This window comes from Citricoccus zhacaiensis (assembly GCF_014645315.1).
GTDB classification, from domain to species: Bacteria; Actinomycetota; Actinomycetes; order Actinomycetales; family Micrococcaceae; genus Citricoccus; species Citricoccus zhacaiensis.
The window spans coordinates 38,514-50,954 of the sequence record NZ_BMLQ01000013.1 but is presented as its reverse complement, the minus strand read 5'-3'; the positions used below and the strand labels follow the sequence as shown (position 1 = coordinate 50,954).

Annotated in this window: 12 protein-coding genes and 1 pseudogene; 4 read left to right on the top strand and 9 right to left on the bottom strand. The window is 64.6% G+C overall.

Annotated features, from left to right (window positions below):
- Positions 1-507: 507 nt before the first annotated feature.
- From IEX49_RS16240 to IEX49_RS16220, 5 genes are all read right to left on the bottom strand, one after another.
- Entirely contained in the window at positions 508-2,001 is a 1,494-nt protein-coding gene (locus IEX49_RS16240; protein ID WP_188807239.1) for a multicopper oxidase family protein, read from the bottom strand.
- Positions 1,998-2,264, bottom strand: a complete 267-nt coding sequence (locus IEX49_RS16235; protein ID WP_062862452.1) for an SHOCT domain-containing protein — start codon at positions 2,262-2,264, stop codon at positions 1,998-2,000. Before IEX49_RS16235 ends, IEX49_RS16240 begins: the two co-directional genes overlap by 4 nt.
- A gap of 309 nt (positions 2,265-2,573) precedes the next feature.
- Positions 2,574-3,929, bottom strand: coding sequence for an MBL fold metallo-hydrolase (locus IEX49_RS16230; RefSeq protein ID WP_062862453.1), 1,356 nt, complete (start codon positions 3,927-3,929; stop codon positions 2,574-2,576).
- A 53-nt stretch (positions 3,930-3,982) separates the two neighbouring features.
- The gene (locus IEX49_RS16225; RefSeq protein ID WP_062862454.1) at positions 3,983-4,402 is read right to left on the bottom strand and encodes a DUF302 domain-containing protein; all 420 of its coding nucleotides are present in this window, start codon (positions 4,400-4,402) and stop codon (positions 3,983-3,985) included.
- Positions 4,403-4,465: 63 nt separating this feature from the next.
- Positions 4,466-4,723: a metal-sensitive transcriptional regulator gene (locus IEX49_RS16220; RefSeq protein WP_062862455.1), complete on the bottom strand. Its 258-nt coding sequence runs from the start codon at positions 4,721-4,723 to the stop codon at positions 4,466-4,468.
- Between the two features lie 124 nt (positions 4,724-4,847).
- On the opposite strand from IEX49_RS16220, the gene IEX49_RS16215 reads away from it, so the two are divergent.
- The 4 genes from IEX49_RS16215 (at position 4,848) to IEX49_RS16200 (ending at position 8,042) form a co-directional block, all read left to right on the top strand.
- A complete protein-coding gene (locus IEX49_RS16215) occupies positions 4,848-6,227 on the top strand; it encodes an MBL fold metallo-hydrolase (protein ID WP_062862456.1) in 1,380 nt (459 codons plus the stop codon).
- Between the two features lie 40 nt (positions 6,228-6,267).
- Complete coding sequence (locus IEX49_RS16210; protein ID WP_119296827.1) at positions 6,268-6,570, top strand: rhodanese-like domain-containing protein; 303 nt, start codon at positions 6,268-6,270, stop codon at positions 6,568-6,570.
- Between the two features lie 78 nt (positions 6,571-6,648).
- Positions 6,649-7,272, top strand: coding sequence for a rhodanese-like domain-containing protein (locus tag IEX49_RS16205; protein ID WP_062862458.1), 624 nt, complete (start codon positions 6,649-6,651; stop codon positions 7,270-7,272).
- A complete protein-coding gene (locus tag IEX49_RS16200) occupies positions 7,269-8,042 on the top strand; it encodes a sulfite exporter TauE/SafE family protein (RefSeq protein ID WP_062862459.1) in 774 nt (257 codons plus the stop codon). Before IEX49_RS16205 ends, IEX49_RS16200 begins: the two co-directional genes overlap by 4 nt.
- A 228-nt stretch (positions 8,043-8,270) precedes the next feature.
- Here the strand turns inward: IEX49_RS16200 and IEX49_RS16195 are convergent, their stop codons facing one another.
- From IEX49_RS16195 to istA, 4 genes and pseudogenes are all read right to left on the bottom strand, one after another.
- On the bottom strand, positions 8,271-8,894 hold the full coding sequence (locus IEX49_RS16195; RefSeq protein WP_119296828.1) for a recombinase family protein: 624 nt from the start codon (positions 8,892-8,894) through the stop codon (positions 8,271-8,273).
- 125 nt (positions 8,895-9,019) lie between these two features.
- Entirely contained in the window at positions 9,020-9,919 is a 900-nt protein-coding gene (locus IEX49_RS16190; RefSeq protein ID WP_268237740.1) for a TniQ family protein, read from the bottom strand.
- 84 nt (positions 9,920-10,003) lie between these two features.
- Positions 10,004-10,754 (bottom strand): annotated as a pseudogene (locus IEX49_RS16185) (ATP-binding protein).
- Positions 10,751-12,325 carry an IS21 family transposase gene (gene istA, locus IEX49_RS16180; protein ID WP_188807235.1) on the bottom strand — a complete coding sequence of 525 codons (1,575 nt, stop codon included), beginning with the start codon at positions 12,323-12,325 and terminating at the stop codon, positions 10,751-10,753. Before istA ends, IEX49_RS16185 begins: the two are co-directional and overlap by 4 nt.
- Positions 12,326-12,441 lie beyond the last annotated feature (116 nt).

Genomic DNA, 12,441 nt, shown 5'->3' with positions numbered 1-12,441 from the left:
CGGTGTACTGCAAGTGCTCCGCGGCCCGCTCAGAAACCGATCTCCAGCGCTCCGTCATGGGGGAGTCGTCCCAACCGGCGGATTCGCAGAAATCGCCAACATGCCATGGTCCACTTGACATAAGATAGCTTATCGGCGTTAAGCCAACGGGAATCGCAGTAGATGCCGGAGCTCTCGCTTCGCACGTGTGAGCTTGTCGGTGTCCATGGGTGATGTCCACCTATCTGTGCACTCCAGCCAGGTCAGAATCCGTTCTATACCCTCGGGACCAGCAAGCACGTTTCGCACATGACTTCTGACCGAGTCAGAGGATCCCTCCCACGGATCAAATGTCATTTTCAGAAGTCGGCTGCACGGAATGTCCGAAGTCGGCTGCACTATCTGCTGGAGGCCGCGCTCTGATCGACGACCCTGCTGATCTTGTTCTTCGGCGCTTCCCTCATTTTTTCGCCTGGCGGCGCAGGGCACGGAGCACTGTGTCGCCACGGTCGTCACCGCACGTCGCGGTCAGCGGGCTTCTACGGTGCCCATCATGCCCTGGTCCTCGTGGTCGAGGATGTGGCAGTGGTAGACGGTCTTCCCGGGAAAGTCCTCGAAGGCGATGAGGACTTTTACCTGGCTGCGGGCCGGGACGTTCACTACGTCCTGCCACCTCGGTTCGGAGAGGTCGCGGTTTCCGTCCTGGACGATCTGCATGGGCCATACGTGCAGGTGGATGGGGTGGTCCATGGGACTGGAGTTTTTCAGGGTCCACTCCTCCACGGTCCCGGCCGCCACGGGGGTGTCGACCCGGTCGGGGCCGAACTCCTGGCCGTTGATGGTGAAGGCCATCATCGTGGTGTCCCCCTCACCGCCCCCACTGCCCATCATGGCCCCGCCGCCCATGCCCATGGCGAAGTCCAGGGTGCGGCGGGCGGTGATCGGCTCCCCGCGCAGATCTCGCAGGCCCGGTCCTTCAGGCACAGGTGGAGGTTTTTGGACGGGTGCTCCGGACACTGTCAGAGTGAGCAGCTCGACCGGCTCGCCGCTACCGGTCTCGTTGTCACCCATCATGGTCCCGCCCATCATGGCGTCCATGCCGCCGCGGTCCACCGGTGCGGCGACCAGCGTGGAGGAGCCCTCGGTCGTTTCCACGAGCATCTCGATGCGGTTGCCGGGGGCCAGCACCACTTCGGTGATGTCCTCGGGGGTCGGCAGGCGGCCGAGGTCGCGGCTGAGCACCCGCACCTGCTGGCCCTCCAACCGCAGTCGGAGGTACCGGGAGGGGCAGGCGTTCACGATTCGCCACCGTTCCCGCTCCCCGGGCGCGGCGTTCAGTTGCGGGCGGACCGCTCCGTTGACCAGCACGACCTCACCTTCCCGGCCCATCATCTGTTGCATCTGACTCACCTCGGCGAGGTTGCCCGAAGCATCCAGGGTCAGATCCGAGACCACCATGACCCGCTCCCGGGTGACCGGGACCGGCTCGGTGTCCTCAACGATGATGGCCCCGTAGAGTCCAGCGGCGACCTGATCGGCCACGTGGCCGTGGCGGTGCGGGTGGTACCAGTAGGTGCCCGGCGGATGGTCGGCGGGCAAGGCGAACTCATAGTTGAAGGACCCACCGGGTGCGATACTCACGAACGGGTTATCGCCGTTGCCTTCCGGGGAAACGTGCATCCCGTGCACGTGCAGGTTCGTCGGCGCCTCCAGACGGTTGGTCATCGCAACCCGCACTGTATCTCCGGGTGCCACGCGCAGAGTCGGGCCGGGAAGGGAGCCGTTGAAAGCCTTCACGGATGCCTGCCGTCCGCCGACCTGGATGCGTGTCTGGGCGGCGGTCAGGTCCAGTTCCAGCACGTCTTCGCGGCTGGCCAGCACCTGCGGTTCGATCAGGTCCTCACCACCGGTGTACCCGCGGCCGCCGGTGGCGGTCCACCACAGCCCGGTCCCGCCGACGACGGTGGCACCGGCCCCTGCCGCGCCAAGCGCCAGCAGCTGCCGGCGGGTCAGCGGGCTCACCGGCCGTCATCTTCGAGGGTCTGCAACCGTTCGCGGTACTCCTCGGCGCTCAACTCGCCGCGGGCGTAGCGCTCCTGGAGGATCTCCCGCCCCCGGCCAGGATCCGCGCCGGGGGCACGACCGTGATCGGGTGCGCCGGTGTTCGAGGATCTGCCGGAGAGGGTCTTTACCAGCACGACCACCAGCACGATTACCCCGGCGAGCACCAGCAGCCCGAAGACCCACATCAATCCCATACCACCCATACCGCCGCCGTTCATCATGATCGTGCTCCTTCTCTCTGGTCGTGCATGGTCAGATCTTCAGTCCTATGTGTCTCTTGCCGGTATGTGTCAACCCAGTTTTGACCTCTCAAGCCTTGGGCAGCGGGCATTTCCTGCTCACCACCACCGGGATGGACCGTGTGCTGCAGGGGCCCCGCCGATGGAGACGGCGGCGATCCCAGCTTCGGTGGCTTCTTCGATCGCGGTCGCTAACCGGGCTGGGCCTGTCCGAAGCGCAGCAGCAGCGAATCGGGCACGGAACAGCAGAGCCTGGTGAGCCAGCGCGAAGGCTGTCGCTGTGAGGAGCGGTTACGATTCGGCCATGGGCAGGCCGACACTTTCGGCCTCGTTGAACATGGCGTCGATGTGGACCACGTCTTTGCCGGCGCGCTGCAGCAGGCTCGCGGCGATGCCGGAACGGTAGCCGGAGGCGCAGTGCACCCACAGCCGCTGTGGCGGGACGTCGCCCATCCGGGACGGCAGGTCATGGACGGGGATGTTGACGGCCCCTCGAATGTGGGAGGTTTCGAACTCGTCGGTGCGCCGCACGTCAAGAATGACTTCGTCACCGGTGCTGCCGCGGGGAACCTCATCCCAGCCAACCCGGGGATACTTGGCGGTTGGCACTCCATGGGCCCATTCGGCCGGGCCGCCGCCGGTGGCAGTATCGGGGGAATCGATGCCGATCCGGGACAGGTCCCGGATCGCGTTCTCCACATCTTCGTGCGTACCGAGCAGTGTCAGTTTGTCGTTCCAGGGCAGCACCCAGCCCAAATATCCGGTGAAGCTGGACCCGTCGCCATATTCGAAACTGACGGACCCATCCAGATGGTTGCTGGCGAAAGCGACCCGGTTGCGCAGGTCGATGACCCATTCGCCGTCGTTGAGGCGGCGGCCGAGTTCGCCGGCGTCGACCGACTCTGGCACTGTCAGGTCCGCGGGACCGGGGCCTTCAATGTTCAGGGGGCTCATGTGTGCGTAGTAGGCAGGGTAAGCGCTGAGGTTGGCGATCAATTCCGAAACGAAGTGGTCCTCGTCCGGATCTGTCAGAGCATGGTTGTCCCGGGCCTGCTCGCCGATAGTGGACGAATCAACCTGGGCGGCAGGTCCGCTGGAGCAGAAGGAACCGAACCCATGGGTGGGATACAGCGGGGCGTCCTGGACGGCTTCGGCAACGAGCCGCCGCGCCGAGGCGTACTGGTTCCGGGTGAGGGTCTCGGTGTCATCGTCGCTGACCAGGTCGGTGCGCCCAACGGAGCCATACAGCAGACTCCCTCCGGAGAAAACCGCCTGCCCTTGACCATCGCTGACGATATAGGACAGGTGGGTGTGGGTGTGCCCGGGCGTGGCCACCGCCTTGACGGATAGATCGCCGACTTGGAAGACCTCCCCGTCGGCAACCGGGGTCCGTTCGTAGTCGACGGGGTCGGCGGCGTTGACCAGATACTCTGCCCCGTGAGCCTTGGCGAGCATCAGCCCGCCGGTGAGGTAGTCGTTGTGGATGTGGGTTTCGGCAACGTGGGTGATTTTCACCCCCGCATTCCGGACGGCGGCTTCGAGCCGGTCGGTATCGCGCTGCGGGTCGATCACCAGTGCACTCGTGCCGTCGTGGACCAGGTAGCTGCGGTCGCCCAGTTGCGGGGTGTCGATCGTGATGACGTCCATGGGATGCTCCTTCACTATGGGCACTGTTCACGCTGATGGAATAGGTGGGGTTCCTACGCTCCGGCGGCGGCCGGCAATTGAGCTAATGCGGCGCGCAGCCGGGTATCGGCATCGTCGGCCACTTCGCGGACAGCATCGGTGTCGCTGAGCTCGACCATGGTTTGCGGGTCAATGGCTTGGACCACCGTGGTGCCGGCTGATGGGCCGCGGCGCACGACGACGTTGCACGGCAGCAGCGCCCCCAGATCCGGCTCGGCGGTGAGGCCGCGCTGGGCCAGGCCGGGGTTGCAGGCACCCAGGATGACGTAATCGCCGAGCGCCTCTGCGGCCTCAGCGCCCAGCTTGCTCTCGAAGGTGGAGCGGACGTCGATTTCCGACAGGACGCCGAACCCCTGTTCAGAGAGGGCCTCCTTGGTCCGTTCCACGGCGTCGGTGTAGGAAAGGTCGACGGTGATCGTGTGGGTGTAGCTCATCTGCTGCTCCTTGCTGGTTGTACCTGCAGTGCTGCTTGACGATTCGTGCGGGCGGGGGTGCTGTTAGGCGAGGGAGAGGAACAGTTTTTCCAAGTCCTTCTTATCGATACTGGGGTCCTCCTGGCTCATGCACTGCTGAAGCCCGCTGGCGATGATGGCAAATCCAGCCTTATCCAGCGCCCGCGATACGGCGGCAAGCTGAGTCACCACATCCTTGCAGTCACTGCCGTTTTCGAGCATCCGTGTGACGGCACCAAGTTGTCCCTGTGCACGCTTGAGCCGGTTCACGACCGGGCCCAGATCTGTGGTGTCGAGTTGCATTGTTCCTCCATAGTCTTTCGTGCTTGCCTTCAATTGTATACCCCCAGGGGCTTATTGCATACCCCCTAGGGTATGTGTAAGACTGGCTTCATTCCCACCAACGACAATCCTTTGGAGGACGATAATGATCGTGAATCAGTACTACCTCGGCTGCCTGTCCCATGGCTCCTACCTGATCGGCGATGAGAGAAGCGGTCAGGCGGTCGTCGTCGATCCGCGGCGCGACATTGGCGAGTACCTCGCCGACGCGGCGGCGAACAACCTGACGATCACCGGGGTGATCAATACCCACTTCCACGCCGACTTCGTCGCCGGCCACCTTGAACTCGCCCAGGCCACCGGCGCATGGATCGGCTACGGCCGCCGAGCAGAAACCGAATACGAGATCCGCACCTTCAGCCACGGCGATAAGGTCTCCCTCGGTGAGGTCGAACTCGAGATCCTGGAGACTCCCGGGCACACCTGGGAGTCGATCAGCGTACTGGTACGCGAACAGTCCGGTGCGAGCCCGGATGCGGTACTCACCGGCGATGCATTGTTCATCGGCGATGTCGGCCGCCCCGACCTGGCTGCCGCCGTCGGCGCCGACCCGGACGAGCTGGCACGTGCCCTTTACGCGTCGATCCATGATGTGCTGATGAAGCTTCCCGACGACGTGCGTGTGCTGCCGGCCCACGGCGCCGGTTCCGCATGCGGCAAAAACCTTTCGGATGAACTCGAGTCCACTATCGGTGCGCAGCGGATGATGAACCTCTCCGTCCAGCCGATGGGTGAAGACGAATTCGTTGCCATGATCCGCAGTGGACAGCCGGCCATCCCGGAGTACTTTGCCGTCGATGCCGTACTGAACCGTCAGGACCGCCCCTTGATCGGCGCCGCCAGTGACCTCCGTGCACTGTCCGTACGGGACCTGCAGGATGCCGCCGCCCGCGGCGCTCGGATCCTCGACACCCGCTCACCGGAGGACTTCGCCGAAGGCCACCTCGCCGGATCTCTCAACGTCGGACTCGACGGACGCTTCGCCGAGACGGCCGGCATGGTCATCGGATCAGATGAGGAGATCGTCCTTATCACCCACGCGTCACGTGAAGAAGAGGCCGCGATGCGGCTGGGCCGGATCGGCTTCGACCGGGTGGCCGGTTACCTCAACGAACCGGCACGCGCCTTCACCGAACTCGGCGACATTGTCCAGCGGGGAGAACGCGTCGACGTCGAAACCTTCGACACAGAACGCCAAAACGAAGGGGCCACGGTTCTCGATGTCCGCAATCCCGGTGAAATCGAAGACGGCGCGGTGCCCGGTTCCGTGCGGATTCCGTTGGCAGAACTGGCGCAGCGCCACAACGAAGTCCCCGCGGACCGGCCCGTCCTCGTACACTGCGCCGGCGGGTGGCGCTCCAGCGTCGGCGCCAGCACCCTGCGAGCCCTCGGCCACACCAACGTTAAGGATCTGACCGGTGGCTACAGCGCCTGGACAGCCACTCACGAACCATCCAACGCCTAAGAACACCGGGCAGCACCATCACCGGAAAGGAAATACCGCCATGTCCGAAATCACCACCGCAGAGGCCAATGCACGCCGCAATACTGCGACCATCCTGGACGTACGTGAAGAGGCTGAAACCGCCGAAGGCATGATCCCCGGCGCAGTGCACATCCCGCTCGGCCAACTGGCATCCCGTCTTGGAGAACTCGATGCGGGCCGGCCGGTCATCACCGTCTGCGCCAGCGGAAACCGAAGCGCCCACGCGGCCGTGGACCTGCTGGTCGCAGGTTTCCGCGCAGACACGATGGCCGGCGGCATGACCGCCTGGGAAACCGAAGGTCGACCCACCCACAAGCCCTAAAAAGGCGCATCCACCCATCCCGGCGGTCCGCTGCCGGTCCTTGCCGGCGGCGGGGACACCTTGAGCACAAAGGAAAGTATGACTACTTCAACACAACCTAAACCCACGATCGATACCGTGGGCGCGGCAACGCTGCAGTCCTGGATCGACACCGACGATGACCTGATCGTGTTGGACGTGCGCAGCGGAGCCGAATTCGAAACGGTGCATATCCGCGGCTCATACAACGTGCCGCTGCCGCTGCTCTCCGAACACGCCGATGAGCTCGCAGGGCGGCTCGGCCGACGCACCGTACTGGTCTGCCAATCCGGCACGCGTGCCGAACAGGCACGGCAGCGCCTCAACGGCGCCGGCGTGGAAGCCGCCCATGTATTGACCGGAGGCATTCCCGCCTACGCGGCCGCCGGCGGCGACGTCGTCCACGGCACCCAACGCTGGGACCTCGAACGCCAGGTCCGCCTGGTCGCCGGCTCCCTCGTCGTGACCGGGCTCGCCGGCGGCAAGTTCCTCTCACCGAAATTCCGCATGCTCGCCGGGGCCATCGGCACCGGACTGACCTTCTCCGCCGCGACCAACACCTGCGCCATGGGCAAAGCACTGGCCGCAATGCCCTGGAACCGCGCGGCTCAGGAGCCAACCCGCGAAGCAGTCATCCTGCAACTGCCCTCCCGGGGACCGGCACCGCAGACCCAGGCTTCATGATCGCCGCCGCCCTGGCCCTGGGACTGCTCGTCGGAGCGGTCCTGGGCCTGGTCGGGGCCGGCGGTTCCATCATTGCCGTTCCCGCGCTTGTCTACGGCGTGGGAATGAGCACCCACGACGCCATCCCCACCTCACTACTCGTCGTCGGACTCTCCTCCATAGCCGCCGTCATCCCCCGTATCCGCACCGGTATCAGCTGGCGTATCGCACTGCCGGTTGGGGCCGCCGGCATTCCAGCGGCATGGGGCGGAGCCGCCGCCGGCCGGCTCCTGAACGAAGAGGTGCTCCTTCTCGCCTTCGCCGCCATCATGGTGGCCGCCGGGGCCCGGATGCTCACCAAGACACCAGAGATAACCGGACACTGTGGCTCCGATCAGGGATCCTTCCTGCGATCGTGCTTACCCAAGGCAGCCGCCGTCGGACTTGGGATCGGTTTTCTCACCGGACTGCTCGGCGTCGGCGGTGGCTTTCTCATCGTTCCGGCACTGACGCTGTTCCTCGGTCTGTCGATGTCGCAGGCCGTCGGAACATCACTGGTCATCATCACCATCAACGCAGCAGCAGGATTCAGTGCCCACGCCACCGGCTTCACCATCGACTGGGTCCCAACACTGGCCTTCGCAATTCCCGCCATCGCCGGCTCGCTCGCCGCGAGCCGCCTGTCACACAAACTCAACAGCAAACACGTTCGCACCGCCTTCGCCATCCTCGTGTTCGCCGTCGCCGCCATCGTGGCGGTGAGCACCATTATCGGCATCATCGGCGGCTGACGATTCGCCGCTCCTTTCGTTCCACCGCGCTCAGCGACTGTCCCAGTGCCGTAACCGCCACCGGGGTTGATCGATGCACCAACCGCATCTGCAACTAGTAAGCAAACCTGGCACTGGATTTCAAGCAACTGGGTGCGGTGTCGGACCTGCAAGCGGTAGAGAGACACCTGCCTGTGAAGGGGACCCTCCGTGCCGCTGGGCGCCGGCCCATACAGTCGTACTCAATATTCACTGCGCCCGGCTTCGGGAGAGCAATTTAGCGCCGTCAGGCCTTAGTTCTCCAGTGGGCGAGACGTGCCGGTACAGCGTCTGCCGGGTGATGCCGAGTTCTTTGCAGAGATCACCAACCTTGGTGTCGGGCTGACCCATGGACGCTTTCGCCAGGCGGACTTTGGCGGACGTCATTTTGTAGGGCCGGCCGCCTTTTCTGCCCCGGGCGCGGGCCGATGCCAAGCCGGCCATGGTTCGTTCGGAGATGAGTTCGCGTTCGAATTCGGCCAGGGCGGCGAAGATCCCGAAGACCAGTTTGCCGGAGGCGGTGGTGGTGTCGATCGCTGCACCCTGACCGGTGAGGACTTTGAGCCCGATGCCGCGCTCGGTGAGGTCGTGGACGATGTTGACCAGATGGCGCAGGTCCCGACCGAGCCGGTCCAGCTTCCACACCATTAGAGTGTCCCCGTCCCGCAGGGACCGAAGGCAAGAGACCAGCTCGGGGCGGTCCTCTTTCTTGCCGGAGGCCTTGTCTTCATACAGCTGCGCAGGCTCGATGCCGGCGGCAAGGAGCGCGTCGCGCTGCAGGTCAGTGGCTTGGGAGCCGTCGGCTTTGGAAACGCGCATGTAGCCGACCAGCATCAGGTTTCTCCTCCATCATTTATACGTTCGTTTACGTGACATGAGAACCGAAGTATCGCCGCCACATAAAATTTGTCACTTTACCCGTTACTTATTCTATGTCGTGCAGACCCCGCTAAAAGCAGTTAATGTGACAGAAATTCGAGAGGGATGCCAAGTTCGGCGAAATCGTTCCGAACTCGGTGGACGTGCTCGTCGTCGTCGCTGCGGTAGAGCGTCATGAGATTGAATAGCTGGCGTGCGCTGTCCGGGTTCTGCTTGGCATCCTCGACGGCGTCGTGCAGGGCTTCGTTAAGGGATTTCGGGCATCCTGTTGTTACCAGTGGCTTGCCAGGATCAAGAGAGGTGTCGGGTTCCGGGAGGAACAATGCGGCATCGCGGCCCAGACCCGTCAGGTGACCGTTCTCGAGCACGCGCATTGCGATGGCTGCGGCTTCGAGGGTCCGCGTCTGCCTCTGCAGGGTCTGCGCTTCAAAGGGCCGCCACATCGCTTGACCGGCTCGCACGGGATATCCCGCGCGCTGCCACACCTCGCGCGTCAGCCGCTGCGCGGCACCGCACTCGCTCATGGTTGCACCAAGCTCATCGACCACAGTGCGCAGCAGCCGGAACCACGTGCCGGCGTGGATGCGATGCCGTGGAAGGTCGACTACTCCGGCTGTCAGGGCTTGCCACGTCCGGTCGTCCATGCGCCGGATCGCCAGCGAGGCTCTCTGCGGTTCGGGGGCGCTCGATGGGTCGCGCCATGCGTAGTAATGGCCGGGCGGACCGTCGTGGTGCTCAAGCCAGCAGTGGTGGACGGGGCAGGAGAGCATCAGTGGCAGCGACCACACCACGAGGTAGGGGTGAGGAGACGTGGAATCTCGCACACATTGTGGGCAGGTTCGGTGGTGTCGGACAGCGGCGGTCGGGACCCATGCTCGCCACGAGCTCACCGTCCGGCGACGACGGTTCCTCTCGGGCAAGAGAACGGTCAATTGCCGGATGTAGGTGCTGAACTGAGTATTTGAGGGTCTGGGAGCCACCCAGTATTGCCTTTCAGAGCCACCTGTATTGCCGTTGAGAGCCAGTGGCTGATGGTGTGGGAGCCACCGGCTCTCAACGGGTTTCTAGAGACCGTTTATCGCGGTGTGTTCGCGCATGTTGAAGCTACCGGTCTCGATCCAGAGGGTGTTGTGCACGATGCGGTCCATGATGGCGTCGGCGTGGACTGAAGGAGCCGAGCCGCTGGTGCCAGTCCTTCTGGGCGTACTGGGTGCAGAACACCGTCGAGGTGTTCCCGTACCGACGCTCGAGCAGCTCCAGCAGCATGCTACGCATCCCCTCATCTGGGTGGTCCAGCAACCACTCGTCGATGACCAGAAGGGTGAAGGCGGCGTATTTCTTCAGGAAGGTCCGCTGTCCGTGGGGCTTTTCCCGGGCCAAGGCCCAGGCCTCGGCCAGGTCCGGCATCCGGATGTAGTGCGCCCGGATCCGGTGCTGGCAAGCCTGCTTGGCCAACGCGCACCCCAGATACGACTTCCCAGAGCCGGTGAAGCCCTGGAAGACGACGTTCTGCTGTCGGTCGATGAACGAACACGTCCCGAGCTGGGCGATCACCCCTTGGTCCAGGCCACGTTCGGAGAGCAGGTCCAACCGGCGCAGGTCAGCGTTGGGGTAACGCAATCCTGCCCGCCGGATCAGACCCTCGACCTTGGCATGGGTGAAGGAGGTGTGGGCCTCGTCCACGACGAGCCTGACCTGGTCCTCGAAGCCGAGGCCGAGCATGAGGGTCTCGTCTCGGGCCTCGAGGGACTCCAGCAGGGCGGTGGCTCCCATCTCGCGCAGCTTGCGTTTGGTCTCGGTATCGATCCGGGTCACCGGGGGCCTCCTGCCGCGTAGTAGGAGGCCCCACGAACGTAGCCACCGGATTCCTCTGCTGGCGGGGTCCCGGGCGGGCTGCTGGTGAGTGCTCCTGGTCTGTCTTGGCCGGTGTCCAGGATCGGGCGCAGATGGGCATACCGTGGGGAGCGGATCGGGCCGGCCAACGCGATACTGCAGGCGGCCTCCACCCGTTCGGCAGAGAACCGGCGCGTCAGCCGCAACACGGCCAGCGCCGGATTCAGGCCCTGCTCGGCGACCGGAACGGATTCGAAGACCCTGTCCACCACGGTCGCCGTCGATGGCCCCACGCGCGCGGCCCATTCCCGTACCCGGGGCTGGTCCCATTGCCGGTACTTCGGTCCGGCTGGCAGGTCGGTGTCGTGGGTGCGGTATTCATTGACCACGTTCTCCGGGACCAGCAGGTGGCTGGCGATCCGCTGGTGTCCGCGGTGGACTTCCAGCATGGTGTCCGTGACCCGCAGGTCGACCTTGGCCCCGACGTGTGTGTAGGGCACAGAGTAGTAGTTCCGGGCGTAGGCCACGTGCCCGTTGCGTCCCACCCTGCGGCCGTACACCCACCGGCTGATCTCATAGGAGACGGCCGGCAGCGGGCGCAGCAGCGCCTTCTCCTCCGCGGCGAACACGCTGGTGCGGGAACCGGCGCGTTTCTGGAACGGCTCCGCGTTGTAGGCGTCAACGCGGTCAGTGACGGCCACCTTGAGCTCGGCCAACGTGGCGAACTGTTGATTCCGCAGGTCGGCGATGACGCGCATCGCCACATGCCAGACCGTGTTTTCCACGCTGGCCTTGTCCTTCGGTGCCCGGATTCTGCCCGGCAGCACCGCCGCCGAGTAGTGCGCGGCCATCTGACGGTAGGCCTCGTTCAAGACGATCTCGCCCTCCTTGGGGTGCTGGATGACCCCGGTCTTGAGGTTGTCCGGCACGATCCTGGGCACCGAACCGCCGAAGTACTCGAACATGGCCACGTGGGCTCGCAGCCAGGTGTCCTGCTTCATATCCGTGGTCGGCTCGACGAAGGAGTACCGGCTGAACGGCAGGCACCCCACGAACAGGTAGACCCGGCTCAGCTCCCCGGTCGCCGTGTCGAGGAGCTGCATTGTGGGCCCGGACCAGTCGACTTCGACCGTCTGGCCGGCCTTGTGTCCGATCCTGGAAGCCAGCCCGGTGACCATCACGTGCCGCTGGTAGGACTTGCAGAACCGGTCGTAGCCCATCGCCGGGGATCCATCCTGGGCGCACTGGTCCACGTATTCACCGTGTAGCAGTTTCATCGTTACCCCGACCCGGGCCATCTCCCGGTGAACCCGGGGCCAATCGGGTTCGGCGAAGACGCTCTCGTGTTCCCCACGCCCGGGGAACAACAACGCGTAGACCTCCGCGTCAGGACGGTCGGCGATGTCGTCCCACCGGACCCCTGCCGTGTCGGCGGCCTCCAGCACCTCGGCAACACTGTTCCGCGAGATCTGCTGCGACGCGGCGATCGCCCTGCCGGACAGGCCCTCAGCTCGTAGCTGCAGCACGAGCTTGGCCTTGATCTTCCTTACCATTGAACTGCTCCTTCCGCCGGGTGCCCTTTACACCCAGCGGAAGGAGCCTAAGCAGGTGGCTCTGAACGAGAATAACGATGGCTCCCGAGGCGTCCAACGCATCCAACCGTCACTGG